Genomic DNA, 16,837 nt, shown 5'->3' on the forward strand with positions numbered 1-16,837 from the left:
TGCGGGTGGTTACCGGATGAGTTCGGCGTGGTGGGTGTGGCCCCGGGAGCCGCCGACGGCGACGGTGAGCACGGGCCGCAGCCCCGGGGTGAGGGTGACGGTGTCGTCGGACGCCGACACCGACCGGACACGGAAGGGGAGCTGGACCGAGACCACGGTCTGGGTCCGGCCCGGGTCGGCGACCGCGACGGACACGTGCGCGCCCTGCCGCCGTACGAGGACCGTCGCCGGACCGGACGCGGTGATCCCGGCCGCCGAACCGGCGCCCCAGAAGTGTGCCGCGGTCAGTCCGGTCCTGCGGTCCTCCACGGCCTGTGCGGTGGCGTCGTTGGCGAGGATCCGCACCGGCCGCGAGTGCGACCACACCGCGGTGGCCGCCGCGGACGCGCCGGGCAGCAGTACATAGGCGTAGCCCGCGTCGGTGGGGGAGATCCCGTGGTCCATCAGGAGTGTGACGTAGCGGCGGCTGACGGGATCGGTGCTTCCCCCGGTGTCCGCACCGGTGTTGATCGCCCGCCAGGTACCGGTGCGCCGCTCGCGCAGGGCACGCAGGGCGGTCGCGCCGGGGAAGACGTAACCGCCGACGCCCTGGAGATGTGCCCAGCCGGCCCGGCCGAACTCGGCTGGCCTGCCGTCCTCCACGGCGCCGGGCACACCGTTCACCAGCAGACGGTTGCGGCCGTCCGCGCCGAGATTGCGGTTCTCCACGACCGTTTCCACGGTCCGGCCGTCGCTCGACGTGATGCCCGCTCCCAGCGCGACCACCGCGTTGTCGAGAAGGAACCACGACTTCCTCGCCCGCAGGGTGCTGCCCGGGGCGCCCGTCAGCTCCATCGCGGCGGCGGAGTAGCCGCCACCCAGCACCGCACCGCCCGCGACGGCGTTCGCCGGCCGGTAGGTGGCGGTGCCGCCGCCCGTGCCGAGATCGGCACGGGCGCGCGTGTCGACCGTGGTGCCGGGCAGGCGGTACGGGTCCACGGTCGGCCAGAAGCCGTCGTTGAACTGCCCGAGGCCGTCAGCGTCGTACAGGTACGTCATGCCGTCGCCGGTGTACCAGCCGTGCAGATTCTCGCCGTTGCCCGCCTCGTACGCGCAGATGCGCCGGGAGGACAGCGACAGGGCGCAGGCCCAGCCGGGGCGTCGGTGCACCACACGGTCCATGTCGGCGAAGACGAAACTGCCCGTCGTGCGGGGCTCGGACGGGACGCCGGGATCGTTCAGTACGGCTTTGGCCAGGGCGAGTTGGGGGAGCGTGGCCAGTTCGGTGAAGGGGGTGGTGCGGTTGCGCGTCAGCCAGCCCTTGGCCAGGGCGCGCCACCGGTCCGCCCGGTCGGCCGGCGCGCCGGTCGCGAGGAGCAGGATCGCGGCGACGGCCGTCGCACCGTCCCGGTGGTCGCCCGCGCGCTCCCGGGACACGGCACGTCCGCGTACCGCGTCCATCATCAGTCCGTCGAAGACCACCGGCGCGAAGCTCCGCTCCACGGCGTCGTACATCACCGAGACCTTCGCGTCGGTGACCGCCCACGGGGAACCGGCGAGGAGCGAGAGCAGATAGGCGGCGCCACCGAGCAGCACGGTGCCGTACGAGCCGGTGTACGCGACGACCTCGTGCTGGACGAACGAGCCGTCCTCGTAGAAGCCGTCTCCCGAACTCGTGTACCGGAAGAGGCTGTTGCGTCCCGCGTCGCGTACGTCGGAAAGGGCGTCGCGGGCGGATGCCATCTTGGCCGCGTCCCTGCCGAGCAGCCCGCGCAGTGCGACGATCACGGCCTTGTCGGTGCGGTTGGCGCCGGTCTCGGACAGGGTGGGGGAGTTGGTGCGGCGGTCCGCGTCCGGGCAGAAGCGGTCGACGACCGCCAGATAGTCCGCGAGATCACCGGCCGGCAGGCGGCCGCGCACCAGGACGCAGGTGTCCATCAGCGCACGCGGCGCACCGATTTCCCAGAACCACCAGTTGCCGCTCTCCGGGGCACTCGGACGGTAGGCGGTGTCGTACGTGAACCGCAGGGCGGAGACGAGGGCGTCCGCCGCCTCCGAACTGCCTGAGAGCGCGGTGCCGGGGGTGGCCCACGCAGTCGCGAGCGTGCGCAGTCGCGTATAGCTCTGTCCGAAGTTCCCCGGAGCGGTGAGGGGGGAGAGGTCGCTCCACAGCGCGGTGCGGCCCGCGCTGCGGTCCAGCGTGTCCCAGAGCTCTCCGGCGGTGCCGTCCAGTGCGGCGACCCCTGCGGCGAAGTCGGGGTCCGACGGGTCGAACGCGCCCCCGGTCAGCAGGGCTTCGGCCCGGGCCAGCAGGGCGTCGAAGTCTTCTTCGGCACCCGGCTCCGCGGGCTCCGGCTCCGCCGCCCGCGCCGCGCCCGCGGCCAGGACTCCGGACAGGGTCGCGCCGCCCGCGGCGAGAACGGTCCTTCTGCTCAGCTGCATACTGACTCCTTTTCCGCGGCCGTCAGTCGGTGAGCGTGCTGGGGTCGACGGGCGGCTGCGGCAGGTTGAGGGCCGACAGTTCCGCCCTGCCGACGGCATCGATCGGGAACGCCCAGGTGTCCACGAAGAAGCCGGTGAGGTCGTATCCCGCGATCCGGCTGGAGTAGGTGGCCAGTGCCCGGTATCGCTTGTCGTTCTCCGTGTAGTCCGACTGCGGGTTCTCCTCGCGCACCAGCTTGTGCAGCCGGGGCCAGAAGTCGTCCCCGAAGGCGAGCTCCAACTGCCGCAGCGGCACGAGCTTCTCGTACGCTCCGAAGGATTTCTCGTACGTCAGCCCGGCTGTGCCGAACTTCGCGCGCGAGGTCTGGAAGGCGGTCAGCCCGGTCGCCGGGTCGACGGTGAGCAGGTTGGACGGCTGGTCGAGGGTGCGCTGGGCGGCCAGTGAGTAGATGTTCACCGTGACCTCGGTGAGGCCCCCCGGCTTGTACGCCATCTGCTGATGCAGGTGGCCGAGTTCGTGGTAGAGCCCCCACCCGCGCGTGCGCAGCCCCTCCACTGTGGTGGCCCGGTCGAGATAGGCCCGCGGGAAGCCGTTGTAGCCGTGCGTGGCGTAGGCGCCGACGCCTGTCGGCACCTTGCTGACCTCGGTGAAGTGGTACGGCCCCGCCTTGCGCCGGTGCACCGGCTTCGAACCGTCCAGGCCGCTGATGCGGGCGTGCGAGTCGATGATCGTCTCGACCAGCCGGAGCAGTGCGGCATGGTCCTCCCCGCGGTACAGCAGCGCGCCCTCACGGCTCAGCGTCATGATGGTGTTCGGGGCGTGGAGCTCCACCCAGGGCGCGGCGGTCAGGGTGTCCAGCTGGTGCTGGTAGTCGGCCTCGGTGGTGCGGCCCAGGGTGAAGACCGGCATGGGGACGGTGCCGGAGCGGAACTTCACTTCTGCCCGCTCGCCATGCCCGGTGAGCGTCAGATAGACCGGCCCGCCGTGCGGGTCGGTCACGGTGTTGGCGCCGGCGGTGAGCGGGTAGCTGCGCGGTTCGGTGATCTCGCCGTAGTAGTCCCAGGCACCGATCCAGAGGGTGGGCACCAGGCCGTCGCACGGCTGGACCGTGAGCGAGAGCGGGGTGCCGGCGGGGGCGTACAGACCGGTGGGCTGGAACTCCGAGCCGCGCAGGGCTTGTGCCAGCCGGAGCCGTTCGGCCTCGGCGGCCGGGCGGGCGGTGATGGTCAGCGAGACCGGGCGGGCGGCGGGGCGGGCGGTCGCGGCCCGCGCGGAGGTCGCGGTGGCGCCGAGGGCGGCCACCGCCCCGGCGCCGGCGGCCAGGACGGTGCGGCGGCCGACGGAGCGGGAAACCGGGGCGGAGGAACTGGGCTTACGCATGCGGAACTCTCCCTGCAGAAATGAATGAGGGGCGGAAGCGTGCGGAACGGGGGTGGGTCGTCCCGTCAGCATGTAAGCGGTTGCTATCCAGCCGCAAGGGGAGTCGGGAAGTTACTGTGATTTTCTATGGCCAACTGTGGACAGGCGGTCAGTAACCGGTCACATGCGAGAGGACCTGCCGGCCCTGGGGGCGACGGAATCGCGTACCACGATGTGTGTGCCGAGCCGCAGAGCGCCCGTGGTGGGCTCGCGCCAGTCGTCCTCGTCCCCGCCCGAGACGGCGAGCCGCACGGCCTGACGGCCCATCTCCTCCAGGGGGACATGGACGGTGGTCAGCCGGGGGCGCAGCTCCTGGGCGACCGGGATGTCGTCGTACCCCACCAGCGAGATGTCCTTGGGCACCCGCACCCCGGCTTCCTCCAGCGCCTGGGCGGCACCCGCGGCCACCATGTCGTTGGCTGCGAAGACGGCGGTGAACTCCGGACCGTCCCGCAGCAGTTCGGCCATCCGCCGATAGCCGAAGTTGCGGCTGAAGGCGCCGGGCTGGGCCAGGTCCGGGTCGATGGCGATACCCCGCAGCTCCAGGGCCCGCCGGTGGCCGGCCAGCCGGTCGCGGGTGGTGGAGAGCTTGGGCGGCCCGCCGAGGTAGAGGATCCGCTCGTGGCCCTGCATCAGCAGATGGTCGGTGATGGCGAAGGCGCCGCCCTCGTTGTCGTACTCCACAGCCGCGGTCGGGGCGCCCTCGCCCAGGGGAGGCCGTCCGCAGAGCACCAGTTTGGAGCCGCCCGCGTCCAGCTCGCGGGCCCGGCGGGCCAGCTCGGAGGTGTAGCCGCGGTCGGCGATGGAGCCGCCGACCACCACGACCGCGTCCGCCCTGCGCTCGTGCATGAGGTCGATGAAGGCAAGCTCGCGCTGGGGGTCGCCCTGCGTGCAGCAGACCAGGCAGAGCCGCCCGCCGAGCGCCGCCTCGCGCTCCACCCCGCGGGCGATGTAGGCGTAGAAGGGGTCGATGACCTCGTTGACGATGATGCCGACCGTGCGGTTGGAGACGCCGGCCAGCGCGCGGGCGTGCGCGTTGACCACGTAGCCGAGCTCGCGCATGGCCGACTCGACCCGTTCCCGGGTGGCCTCCGCGACGGGGTAGTTGCGGTTCAGGACGCGGGAGACGGTGGCCGTCGAGACGCCTGCGCGCCGTGCGACGTCGGTGACCGTGGCCCGCCGCTGTCCGTCCGCGGCCGTGCTCTGCCGGCGCATCCGGCTCACCCCCTGGTGGCTGTTGTGTGACGCCGAGCCTAGAGCCTGCCCGGGGACGGTGTTCATGCGATCCTCCCCAGGTCGGCCCGGTGCACCGGATGGGCGAACGGCTCACCGTGCGCGTAGCGCTCCAGCTCCTCGACGGCGAGCGCTCCGAGCCGGCCCACCTCGTTGCCCTGGGCGCCCGCGAGATGCGGGGTGAGGAAGACGTTGGGCAGGTCCCACAGCGGGTGGTCGGAGGGGAGCGGCTCGGGCGACGTGACGTCGAGGACCGCGTCGAGCCGCCCGCTGACCAGATGCCCGGTGAGCGCCTCGGTGTCCACCAGGGTGCCGCGCGCCGTGTTGACGAGCAGCGTGCCGGGGCGCATCAGGCCGATGCGGCGCGCGTCGATGATCCCGCGCGTCTCGGGGGTGTCCGGGGCGTGGACGCTCACCACGTCACTGGTCGCCACGAGGGTGTCCAGGTCCGTGCGGGTCACGCCGAGGAGCTCGGCCTCGGCGGCGCTCACGTACGGGTCGTACAGCAGCACCTCCGCGTCCAGGACCCTCAGCAGCTCGATCACCCGGCGGCCGATCCGGGACGCGCCCACCACTCCGACGGTCAGCCCGTGCGTGCCGAGCCAGTGCTGCCGGTCGAGGTCCGCCCCGGTGCGGTGGGTGCGGCGGGCGCGGTAGAGCCCCGCCAGCGGGAACACCCGCTTCGCGCCCATGATGATCGCCGCCAGGGTGAACTCCGCCACCGGCACGGCGTTGGCCGCGGCGGCCGAGGAGACCACGATCCCGCGGTCGAACGCGGCCGGCGACAGAAACGTTTTCACGGTGCCGGCCGCGTGGATCACGGCCCGCAGCCGCGGAGTCCGGTCCAGCAGGCCGGCGTCCACGGCGGGGCACCCCCAGCCGGTGAGCAGCACCTCCGCCGTGGCCAGTGCCCGAGCGGCGCCGGGGGAGTCGAACTCGCTGATCAGGGATGGATCGAGCAGTTCGGCCGTCTCCTCCAGACGGGCCCGGACGGGGGGTGGGAAGACGTCGTCCAGCAGTCCGGGGCTCATGACCAGGACCGTGCGCGGACGCCTTTCGGGCGGGGCCGCAGCATCGGTACCGGAACGAGCCGGCGCCTCTTCGGTGGTTCGCACCCTGCCTCCGGACAGTAATCGCGTTCTATGGAATGACCGGCACGCTAGGGAGCCTGGAGGGCGACCGTCAAGCACTGCCATCGCAGAACTGCCCTGTTTACCCCCCTATGCAAGCTTTTGCTGGATCGGATTTCCTCTCCGACCCATCGCGTAACAAAGACGTTCGCCCGGATCTCTTGACGCTTGGGTTAACCGCTTACTAACTTGCGGCCGCAGAAGGCTCACCACGCGCCACCCAGCCGAACAGGACGCACCATGGCTGACACAGCACCCCCGCTGCCGCGGAAAACGCGGCGAAAGCGGGTCGAAGAACCCGCCCCGCCGGCCGGCCCGGCCCTCGTCGCGCCACGCCGTCTGACGCTCGGGCAGCGGATCAGGCGCGACCGGGTGATGCTGCTGCTCACCCTGCCCGGCCTGCTCTACTTCGTCGTCTTCCACTACGTCCCGCTGCTCGGGTACGTGGTGGCGTTCCAGGACTACCAGCCCTACCTCGGATACATGCACAGCGTCTGGGTGGGCTTCGCCAACTTCTCCGCGGCGTTCTCCGAACCGGCCTTCTGGAGCGCGACGTTCAACACGCTGGAGATCGCCCTCGTCCAGCTGGTGTTCTTCTTCCCGGTGCCCATCGCCCTGGCCCTGCTGCTCAACAGCATCGCCAGCGACCGCATCAGGCGCTTCGTGCAGAGCGTCGTGTATCTGCCGCACTTCATCGGCTGGGTCATCATCGTCTCGATCTTCCAGCAGATCCTCGGCGGCGCCGGGGTGCTGCCCGACGTCCTGGGCGGCTTGGGACTTCCGCGCTACGACATGATGAGCGACCCCGACGCCTTCCCCTGGCTGCTGACCCTCCAGGTGGCCTGGAAGGACGCCGGCTGGGGCACGATCATCATCCTCGCCGCGCTGCTCAACATCGACCGGCAGCAGTACGAGGCGGCCGCGATCGACGGCGCGGGACCCAGGCGCCGCCTGTGGCACGTGACGCTGCCGGGCATCGCCCCCGTACTCATCCTGCTGCTGATCCTCAACCTCGGCCAGATCCTCTCCGTCGGCTTCGAGCAGATCCTGCTCCAGCGCGACGCGGTCGGCCCGGACGCCGGTGAAGTCCTCGACACCTACGTCTACTACCACGGCATCAAGGACAACGACTGGGGCGTCGCCGCCGCCGTCGGACTCGTCAAGGCGGTCATCGGCACCGCACTCGTGCTGGGCGCGAACAAGTTCGCCCACCGGCTCGGCCACGAAGGGGTGTACCGCGGTGCTGACCGCTGAGAAGACGCGCGCCAAGACCCGGAGCACCGCACCGGCGCCCCGCCCCGCTCCCGTACGCAAGTCCGACGGCCGGCCCCCGTGGATGGAGCGCCCGACCCGCATCGGCCAGACCGCCAAGGCGGTCGCCGTCGTGGTGGTCGTCCTCGCCGTCGCCTACCCGCTGATCGGCGTCATCGGCACGAGCATCGCCTCGCAGACCGACATCATCAAGAGCTCCGGCCTCGTCCTGTGGCCGGACCACCCCACCCTCGACGCCTACCGCACGATCTTCACCGGGGGTGTCGTCACCCGGGCACTGCTCGTCTCCGTGGGCATCACCGTCTTCGGTACGCTCGCCAGCCTGCTCGTGACCGTCGGCATGGCGTACGGACTCTCCCGCCGCGACGTCACCGGATCCCGCTTCATCCTGATGACCGCCCTGTTCACCATGCTGTTCAACGCGGGCATCATCCCGAACTTCCTGCTGGTCAAGGGACTCGGCCTCTACGACACCTACGCGGCGCTCGTCATGCCCACCCTGGTCAGTGCCTTCAACCTCGTCGTCCTGCGGTCCTTCTTCATGAACCTGCCGGAGGAGCTGTACGACGCGGCGAAGGTCGACGGCGCCGGTGATTTCCGCATCCTGGTCCGGATCGTCCTGCCGCTCTCCAAGGCCGTCCTCGCCGTGATCAGCCTCTTCTACGCCGTGACCTACTGGAACGCCTTCTTCAACTCGCTCCTGTACCTCAACGACACCGACAAATGGCCGCTGCCCATGGTGCTGCGCACCTACGTCCTCCAGGGCCAGAGCCTGAACGCCGCATCGGCCGGCGAGGTGCTCGCCCCGCAGCAGGCCGTGCAGATGGCGGTCCTCGTGATCGCCGTCGTCCCGATCCTCTGTGTCTACCCGTTCCTCCAGCGCTACTTCACCAAGGGCGTGCTCACGGGCGCCGTCAAGGGCTGAGCGCAGCCACCGCCCCCCACTCCTCCCTTCCCCTCTCCCACTTCCAAGGAGATTCAGGTGTCGAGCTCTTCCCCCATCAATCGCAGAGCACTGTTCCGCATGGGTGCGGGCGTCGGTCTGGGCCTGGCCGCCGCCCCGCTGCTCGCCGCCTGCGGCGACGGCGGCACGACCGCCGAGGCGGAGGCCAAGAGCGCCTCGCTGCTCCCGGACACCACGGTCCGCAACATCGGCCTGAAGCCCGACCTGCCCGGCACGGCCGCCGGGGTCCCGCAGGGCTTCTTCAGCTATCCGGCCAAGCCGCTGAGGGCCACGAAGGGCACGCCGCTCAAGGGGGCGAAGCCGATCAGCGCGACGATGGAGACCTTCTCCCCGCCGCCGCCCTCGCGGGGCAGGAACGCGGCCTGGCAGGAGATCGAGAAGCTCCTCGGCGGGCAGGTGGACATCACCGCCGTGCCCGCCGACGACTACGGCACCAAGTTCTCCACCATGGTGGCCAGCGACAGCCTTCCCGACCTCTTCATGTACCCCGAGGTCGGCGGCGTCGACAACAAGGCCGGCTTCCTGCGGGCCACGTGCGCCGACCTGACTCCGTACCTCGCCGGTGACAAGATCAAGGACTACCCGAACCTGGCCGCGATCCCGAAGGGCGCCTGGCAGGCCGCGATCTTCGGGGGGAAGCTGTACGGCATCCCGATCGCCCGGACCGGCACCGGCGGCGCGGGCGTCTACCGCCACGACCTCTTCGAGGAGGTCGGCGTCACGGACCTCGGCCAGATCACCGGACTCGACCGCTTCGTCGAGGTCTGCAAGGAACTGACCCGGCCCAAGAAGGACCAGTACGCGATCATCGCCGGCGCTACCACCATGCTCGCGATGTCCGCGGGCGCGCCCTACTACTGGCGGCTGGACGAGAAGACCGGCACGTTCACCTGCGACCTGGAGACGCCGGAGTTCCGCAAGGCTGTGGAGACCGCCCGGCTGCTGTACAAGGCGGGCTGCTTCTATCCGGGAACCCTCCAGATGTCCGGGGCGCAGAAGGCCCAGTACACGGACATGTTCAAGAACGGCAAGGGCGCCTATGTCTACGACGGGATGCCCACCTATCTGGCACCCGGCGTCGGCTACATCGCGGCCATGGGGGCCATCGACAAGGGGTACGACCCCCGCCCCTTCGTCCCCGTCGGCAAGGACGCCGTCGCCTGGATGGACAACGTCAAGCTGGAGAACACGCACGTCAAGAAGGCGTCCGGAGACCGTGTCAAGCAGGTCCTCGCGCTGGCCGACTTCGCCGCCTCGCCGTTCGGCAGCCAGGAGTACACCCTCATCAACTACGGGATCGAGGGCAAGGACTTCACCCGCGATGCCAAGGGCAACCCCGCGCTCACCAAGCAGGGCACCCAGGACGTCACCGTGCCCTGGAAGTTCATGGCCTCCGCCGTTCCCGCCGTCTTCAGCGCCGACTCGGAGCAGGGTGTCCGGCACGTCCACGACGCCTTCACCAAGATGATCCCGATGATGGAGCAGGACCCGACGCTCCAGTACTCCTCACCCACCTGGGACTCGAAGGGATCCGGCAGCCTCTACACGCTCAAGTCGGACGCGCTGAAGGACATCATCTCCGGCCGCAAGTCCATGTCGGCCTACGACCAGCTCGTCAAGGACTACCTGGCCAAGGGCGGCGAGAAGGCCCGCGGCGAGTTCGAGGAAGCCTTCCAGAAGGGCAAGAAGTGACCACACGACGCTCGGTCCTCGCACTCGGCGGGTCGGCGGCCGTCGCGGCCGTCGCGGTCCCCGCCCTCGGCTCGCCCGCGTTCGCGCAGCGGCACGGATTCGACCCGCAGCCCGGCTCCGACGGCGTCGGCGACCCGCTCTTCCCGACACTCGGCAACGGCGGCTACCAGGTCGTCCACTACGACCTCACCTTCGACTTCACCCCGGTGACGTACGACTTCACCGCCACCGTGAAGATCAACGCCGGGGCCACCCAGGATCTCTCCGCGCTCAACCTCGACACCGACGGCCACACCATCGAATCCGTCACCGTCGCAGGCCGCCCCGCCACCTGGTCGATCGCACCCGGCCGGAGCGGTCAGGAGCTGACCGTCACCCCGGCCCGCCCGCTCCACCGCGGGCAGGCGTTCACCACCGAGATCCGCTACCGGGGCAACGGCAAGGCGCCCCGGCTCGGCCTCACCGGATGGAAGTTCGGGACCGACGGCGGCTTCGCCTCGGCCGCTCAGTCCTCGCGCGCCGACACCTTCCTGCCGTGCAACGACACCCCGTCCGACAAGGCGACGTGGACCTTCCACATCAGCGCCCCCGAAGGCTTCGTCGCCACCGCCAACGGCGAGCTGACCCACCGGACCCCGCGGGCCGACGGCTCCACCGTCTGGCACTTCGCCCTCCGCGAGCGCATGGCGACCGAACTCATCGGGATCGCCGTCGTCAAGGGCACCTACCTCTACGGAAGCAGCCACCGCGGCCTGCCACTGCGGCATATCGTCCCGCAGGGCCAGGAGGACACGTACGCCCCGATCGTGGCCCGTACCGCCGACCATCTCGCCTGGCTGGAGGCGAAGTTCGGCCGCTACCCGTTCTCCGTCTACGGACTCCACATCTACGACGGATACACCGACGCCCTGGAGAACCAGACCCTCTCCCTCTTCTCCACCAACTGGTTCAAGCTCAACGCCAACGGTCAGCCCGGCTACGAGACGACCATGGTCCACGAGCTCGTCCACCAGTGGTTCGGCGACTCCGTCACCCCGGACGACTGGCAGCAGGCCTGGCTCAACGAGGGCCCCGCGGTCTACTACGCCGGCCTGTACGGCGAGGAGCGGGGCTGGTCCGTCTTCGCCGACAAGATGAAGTCGACGTACGAGAAGCTCGACGCGGTCCGCGCCGCCGACGGCCCGCCCGGCCTGCCCAAGGCACTCGGCGGCACGAACATCTACGACGGCGGCGCGCTCGTCCTGTACGCGCTGAGCCTGCGGATCGGCCGGCCGTCGTTCGACCGGGTGATGCGCGCGTGGGTGAAGCGGTTCAAGGACTCCACCTACACCAGCGAGGCCTTCATCCGGCACGCCGTCGACGTCACCGGCGACCGGTCCGTCGACCCGTTCCTGCGCGACTGGCTCTTCGGAGCGGTCAACCCTCCCATGCCCGGCCACCCCGATTGGAAGGCTGCTGCGTGAACCGCCCCATGAACGGCGTACGAGCCACCGCCGCCACCGCCACCGCGGTCTTCCTGGCCGCGCTCCTCGCCGCCCCGGCTGCCCAGGCCGCACCCGGTACCCGCACCCTGTACGCGGCCCCCGACGGCCACGGCTCCTCCTGCACCGTCTTCCGCCCCTGCACCCCCGAAGGCGCCCGGGACCTGGCCCGCTCCGAGACACGGCGCGACGTCCGCGTACTCCTGGAGGACGGCACGTACCACCTCGACGCTCCCCTCACGCTCGGCGCCGCCGACTCCGGCGTCTCCTGGGCCGCCGCCCCCGGCGCCCGCCCCGTCCTCTCCGGCGGACAGGACATCACGGGCTGGCGGCAGAACACCGACGGCACCTGGAGCGCGGCTGTCCCCGACGGCGTCACCCCGCGCCAGCTCTTCGTCGACGGCCGGCGTGCGACCCGTGCCCGCGGCGATGCCTGCGCGGCCGCCACGTGCGAGGCGACCGAGGCAGGGATGACGGGCGCGACCGCCACCGGAATCGACCGGTGGCAGCGCCCCACCGACGCCGAGGCCGTCATCCGGGTCCGCTGGCGCAACTACCACTGCCGGATCGCGGGCGTCAGCGGCGACACCATGACCTTCGCCCGGCCCTGCTGGACCAACTCGGCGAGCGGCACCGACCGCACCGGGCCCGCCTGGGACTCCACCACGGTCGACTCCAGCCGCTACAGCGGCGTCGCATTCTTCGAGAACGCTCCCGAACTGCTTGACCAGCCGGGCGAGTTCGTCTGGGACTCGGCCGGCCGCACCGTGACCTACCTGCCGCGCAAGGGCGAGAACATGCGCCGCGCGCAGGCCATCACTCCGCACACCGAACAACTGCTCGTCGTCGACGGTGCCCACGATGTCACCGTCGACGGGATCGGCTTCGCGTATGCGGCGTACCGACAGCCCGGCACCGACGAGGGCTATGCGGGCATGCAGGCCGGTCTCACCCTGACCGGAGCCACCGGCCCCGTCGACCACGCGGGCCGCTACTACACCAAGCCGGCCGCCGCGGTCACCGTCCGCGGCGGCCGGGGGGTGAGCATCGGCCACAGCCGGTTCATCCACCTCGGCGGGGCCGGCGCGATCCTGGAGGCCGGCACGAAGGACAGCTCCCTGACCGGCTCGTCCTTCACCGACCTGTCCTCGGGCGCCGTCTACGTCGGCGACACCGAGCCGATGCCCGGCGCCGAACTCGCCGGGGAGCGCAACACCGTCGCGTACAACACCATCAGCCGCACCGGCGTCGAGTACACCGACGCGGTGGGCATCTGGGCCGGTTACGAGGCGGAGCTGACCGTCGACCACAACAGCCTGGACCACCTTCCGTACTCCGGGATCTCCGTAGGCTGGGGCTGGAACCAACCCGAGGCCCAGAAGTCCGTACTGCGCGACAACAAGGTGACGGACAACCGCATCACCCACGTCATGGAGGTGGCGCAGGAGCAGCACGACGGCGGCGCCATCTACACCCAGGGCGCCCAGCCCGGCACCGTCCTGAGCGGCAACTACATCAACCGCTCCGCGTACGGCAACACCGAGCGCGACGGCAACGGCATCTACCTCGACGAGCAGTCGTCGCACATCACCGTCGAGAAGAACGTCATCACCCGCATCGGCTACAAGTGGGTGTCCAACTGGGCCGACTACGGCATCGAGAACACCGCCCGGGGCAACTGGACCGACACCGCCGCACCCGCACTCGCCGGCCGGGGCTCCGTCATGACGGACAACCTCACCGGACTGGACCGTCTGCCCGCCGAGGCACTCGCCGTGGCAGCCCGGGCGGGTTCCCGAGGCGGCCCGGTCGAGCAACTGCGCACCGACCTCGCGCGCACGGGCACGGCCACCCAGTCCTCCACCGAGGGCACGGCCACGGCGGCACTCGCCCTGGACGCCGACACCAACACGGACACCCGCACGCTCTCCGAGGCGGGTGCCTGGTGGCAGGTGGACCTCGGCGGCGTCCGGCACATCCGGCAGGTGGAGGTCTGGAACAACTCCGGCTCCGCCACGGCCGACTTCGATGTCGTGACGGACGACGGCACGGTGCACGTCAGCGGGAAGGCGCTCCGTCCCACGCTGGTGAGTCTGGACAGCCGGACCCGCACGGTGAGGATCGTGACCTCCGGCACGGGCCGGGTGGCGCTGGCGCAGGTGCTCATCCACTCCTGACGTCGCACCGCATACGGACGCCGGACCGGGCCCCTCGGGCCGGTCCGGCGTCCGGCGCCGCCCCGGGCGCTCACGCCGGCGTGAATGGCCCCGGATACGCGCGCGGCCTATCCGCCGGCCTCGGGACCGTCGAAGCGGAACCAGTCCACGGCGAACAGGTCGGCCGTTCCCGCACTCCAGGCCGGATTGGTGAACACGGCGTACAGCCGTACCCCGCCCTCGGCGCCCGTCAGCCGGGCCGCCGGTGACGCGGGGCGGTCCCATCCGCCGGTGACCGGGACGGTGAGACTCCCCAGGAGCGGCCCGGCCGGCGACCCGGCCCGGAACTCGACCGTGCCGCCGATGCCGCCGGACGAGGCGCGGACCGTCACCGAGCCGACCCTCGCCGGCGACACCGCGCCGAGGTCGATCCAGTCACCGTCCTCGATCTCGGTGATCCGCCTCCCGCCGGAGTCTGCGGCCCGGTTCTCCGTGACCGCGCCGCCGTGCATGCCACCGGTCGTCGTGAACCACTCCGCCTCGCAGAAGGCGGGCTGCGGCCAGGTGACCGGAACCAGGGCCGGCGTCCGCGAAGAGGCGGCGTGCGCCCGGGGAGGTGAGCTCGCCAGAACGCAGAAGGTGAGCACCGGGCAGAGGGCGAGGGCGGCGAGCGGAACCAGGTCCCGCGGGGGCAACAGGCTCCCTAAGACGCCGCGGATCGATGGGCGACGGTTCACGGGCGCTCCCTGTGGGGTGGGTGCCGAGAGGATTTAGAAAGCGCTTTCCGGACGCGTTGTTCAGGGTAGGGTCACGCCTTCCGCGCGGTCAATGGGCCGGTACGTCCCCACGCCGGCCGCCCCGGCCGCCGAGAAAGGCGCCGATCCGTTCCCGCAGGCCGTGCGGGTCCAGGCCGTGCGCCGCGACATGCTCATCCATCTGTCCGTACCGCCGCAGCTCCTCACGGGCCACGCCGAGTCCCAGGATCCGGTGGGGGAGCGCGGCGAGCGCGTCGTTGGCGGCGGCCGTCGAGGTGCCCGCCAGATACGGCTCGACGATCACCACATCGGCGGTGGCCCCGCCGTCGACCGCCAGCCGGAGCCCCCGTGCGTCGAAGGGCCGCACGGTGGTCGCGTACAACACGGTCACGTCGAGTCCCTCCGTAGCGGCGAGCACGTTGTCGAGCATCGGGCCGACGGCGATCACCACCCCGTCCCTTCCCTCCCGCGCGGTGGTGAACCCGCCCGTCCCGCCGACCGGGCGCGCCCGCTGGTTGGACTGCAGCGACAGGCGCACATACACCCGCCCTTCCCCGGCGGCGGCCTCCCGCAGCAGCGTCTCGGCCTCGTCGGGATGACCCGGAACGTGCACGGTCCAGCCGTCCAGCGTGTCCATGAGCGCGACGTCCCCGGGTGCCATGTGGGTGAATCCGCCGGCCGGCCAGTCGTACGAGGCCCCGGCGCTCACCAACACGCCACCGACCCCCTGGTGGCCGAAGTCCAGCTTCACCTGCTCGAACGGCCGCTCCACCAGGAAACTCGCGAAGGTGTGCACGACCGGACGCATCCCGGTGAGCGCCATGCCGGCGGCGGCCCCGACGAGCAGCTGCTCGCGGATGCCGACGTTCACGACCCGGCCGGGATGGTCCCGCTCGGCCCGGCCGAATCCGTCACGGCTGATTTCGGCGAGTACGAGCGCCAGGCGGGGGTCCTCGTCGAGCAGCCGTGTGGTGGTGGCGATGAAACGGTCACGCATCGTGTCCATGGGAGTGTTCCTCTGCTTTCGCTCAGGTGTGTGTCGTAGTCCGGTCCTGCGGCGGCGCCGTGCCCGGCCCCGCCCTCGCCACGGCTCAGCGCTTCGGGGCAACCCGGGCCACGACGGCCCGGGGCTGCCTCGGGTGCGGTGCGGTGAAGGCCGCGTACAGCGCCTCGTGGTCCCGCCCGTCCACCGATGCGACCGACCAGCCCGCGGTGGCGAACCGCTCCGCGATCCCGCCGGGGCGGCCGTATGTCGCCGAGGCGTTGTCGATCACCACGGTGTGCAGCTGCTCCAGACCGGCCGGGCCGGCGTACGCGATCGCCTCGTGATTGCTGCCCTCGTCCAGCTCGGCGTCGCCGGTCAGCACCCATACCCGCGGCCCGGTCAGTCCCTGGGCCCGCAGCCCCAGCGCGGTCCCCACGGCCAGCGGCAAGCCGTGCCCCAGCGAGCCGCTGCCGATCTCGGCACCGGGTACCAGGAGCCGGTCGGGATGGTGACCGAGCGGCGATCCGTACGAGCCGAACCCGGCCAGCAGCCCCTCGTCGAAGAACCCGTGCGCCGCGAGGACCGCGTAGTACGCCATGGGCCCGTGCCCCTTCGACAGCAGGAAACGGTCCCGGTCGGGCGCGTCGGCGGTCTCGGGTGTCACCCGCAGGACCCGGTCGTAGAGCACCCACAGCGCGTCCCGGGTCGACGTGGCGGCGGGGCCGTGCTTCTCGTCGCCGGTCATCAGGCTCATCAGCCGGGGCAGGTCGCGGTATGCGGATGTCGGTGCGGCAGTCGTCTTCGTCATGCCGATCAGCGTTCAACGTCAAGCGCGGTTGAGGTCAAGCGGTGAAAGGTGTTCGTGACCACCGGTTGAAGTGCGGTATTGTTCTCATGCGCGTTCAGCCAGGGGGAAACCCCAGGTCAGGCGGGCAACGGGACGTGGCGCAGCTTGGTAGCGCACTTGACTGGGGGTCAAGGGGTCGCAGGTTCAAATCCTGTCGTCCCGACTGGAGACAGTCGTCGATCAGGGCCGGTTTCGGAGCAATCCGAAACCGGCCCTTGATCGTTTTTGGGGGCCGGTGGGGGGCTGGCGTTCTTGGCCGGATCGGCAGGCCATGGCCATCGGGCTCGGCAGCGAGCGCGCCGAACCCCGGCGCCAGGAGTTGCCGGACGTTGTCGTCGTAGAGCACGAGCAAGGTGCCCTGGGCAGAGCCGGTCCGAGACCAGCCGTGGTCCGCCGACCGCTCGGGCAGCATGGGACCGATCGGCGCCCGCAACTCATCGTCCACGATCCACGGTCGATTAAGGGCTGTCCCGCCATTCCT

General features: G+C 70.9%; 12 protein-coding genes and 1 tRNA gene. 6 read left to right on the top strand and 7 right to left on the bottom strand.

What is annotated here, in order from left to right:
- Positions 1 to 9: 9 nt before the first annotated feature.
- The 4 genes from ACGFZA_RS12365 to ACGFZA_RS12380 form a co-directional block, all read right to left on the bottom strand.
- Positions 10 to 2,421, bottom strand: coding sequence for a polysaccharide lyase 8 family protein (locus ACGFZA_RS12365; protein WP_393678828.1), 2,412 nt, complete (start codon positions 2,419 to 2,421; stop codon positions 10 to 12).
- A gap of 22 nt (positions 2,422 to 2,443) precedes the next feature.
- Positions 2,444 to 3,802: a M60 family metallopeptidase gene (locus ACGFZA_RS12370; RefSeq protein WP_393678829.1), complete on the bottom strand. Its 1,359-nt coding sequence runs from the start codon at positions 3,800 to 3,802 to the stop codon at positions 2,444 to 2,446.
- A gap of 159 nt (positions 3,803 to 3,961) precedes the next feature.
- Positions 3,962 to 5,056: a LacI family DNA-binding transcriptional regulator gene (locus ACGFZA_RS12375; protein WP_385278844.1), complete on the bottom strand. Its 1,095-nt coding sequence runs from the start codon at positions 5,054 to 5,056 to the stop codon at positions 3,962 to 3,964.
- A gap of 62 nt (positions 5,057 to 5,118) precedes the next feature.
- Positions 5,119 to 6,105 carry a hydroxyacid dehydrogenase gene (locus ACGFZA_RS12380; RefSeq protein ID WP_393678830.1) on the bottom strand — a complete coding sequence of 329 codons (987 nt, stop codon included), beginning with the start codon at positions 6,103 to 6,105 and terminating at the stop codon, positions 5,119 to 5,121.
- A 339-nt stretch (positions 6,106 to 6,444) separates the two neighbouring features.
- On the opposite strand from ACGFZA_RS12380, the gene ACGFZA_RS12385 reads away from it, so the two are divergent.
- From ACGFZA_RS12385 to ACGFZA_RS12405, 5 genes are all read left to right on the top strand, one after another.
- Positions 6,445 to 7,458, top strand: coding sequence for an ABC transporter permease (locus ACGFZA_RS12385; RefSeq protein WP_393678831.1), 1,014 nt, complete (start codon positions 6,445 to 6,447; stop codon positions 7,456 to 7,458).
- Positions 7,459 to 7,540: 82 nt separating this feature from the next.
- The gene (locus ACGFZA_RS12390; protein WP_385278846.1) at positions 7,541 to 8,401 is read left to right on the top strand and encodes a carbohydrate ABC transporter permease; all 861 of its coding nucleotides are present in this window, start codon (positions 7,541 to 7,543) and stop codon (positions 8,399 to 8,401) included.
- 57 nt (positions 8,402 to 8,458) lie between these two features.
- On the top strand, positions 8,459 to 10,132 hold the full coding sequence (locus tag ACGFZA_RS12395) for an extracellular solute-binding protein (protein WP_393678832.1): 1,674 nt from the start codon (positions 8,459 to 8,461) through the stop codon (positions 10,130 to 10,132).
- Positions 10,129 to 11,595: a M1 family metallopeptidase gene (locus tag ACGFZA_RS12400; RefSeq protein WP_393678833.1), complete on the top strand. Its 1,467-nt coding sequence runs from the start codon at positions 10,129 to 10,131 to the stop codon at positions 11,593 to 11,595. Before ACGFZA_RS12395 ends, ACGFZA_RS12400 begins: the two co-directional genes overlap by 4 nt.
- Positions 11,592 to 13,790, top strand: a complete 2,199-nt coding sequence (locus ACGFZA_RS12405; protein WP_393678834.1) for a right-handed parallel beta-helix repeat-containing protein — start codon at positions 11,592 to 11,594, stop codon at positions 13,788 to 13,790. Before ACGFZA_RS12400 ends, ACGFZA_RS12405 begins: the two co-directional genes overlap by 4 nt.
- 107 nt (positions 13,791 to 13,897) lie before the next feature.
- On the opposite strand, the gene ACGFZA_RS12410 is transcribed toward ACGFZA_RS12405, so the two are convergent.
- The 3 genes from ACGFZA_RS12410 to ACGFZA_RS12420 form a co-directional block, all read right to left on the bottom strand.
- Positions 13,898 to 14,506, bottom strand: a complete 609-nt coding sequence (locus ACGFZA_RS12410) for a carbohydrate-binding protein (protein WP_393678835.1) — start codon at positions 14,504 to 14,506, stop codon at positions 13,898 to 13,900.
- A gap of 88 nt (positions 14,507 to 14,594) precedes the next feature.
- Positions 14,595 to 15,530, bottom strand: a complete 936-nt coding sequence (locus ACGFZA_RS12415; protein ID WP_393678836.1) for a transketolase family protein — start codon at positions 15,528 to 15,530, stop codon at positions 14,595 to 14,597.
- An 85-nt stretch (positions 15,531 to 15,615) separates the two neighbouring features.
- Positions 15,616 to 16,317: a transketolase gene (locus ACGFZA_RS12420; RefSeq protein WP_393678837.1), complete on the bottom strand. Its 702-nt coding sequence runs from the start codon at positions 16,315 to 16,317 to the stop codon at positions 15,616 to 15,618.
- A 128-nt stretch (positions 16,318 to 16,445) separates the two neighbouring features.
- Here ACGFZA_RS12420 and ACGFZA_RS12425 point away from each other — a divergent pair.
- Positions 16,446 to 16,519 (top strand) — tRNA-Pro (locus ACGFZA_RS12425).
- Positions 16,520 to 16,837: the final 318 nt, after the last annotated feature.

Origin of the sequence: Streptomyces sp. NPDC048211, from assembly GCF_043202315.1 — a bacterium.
Classification (GTDB): domain Bacteria; phylum Actinomycetota; class Actinomycetes; order Streptomycetales; family Streptomycetaceae; genus Streptomyces.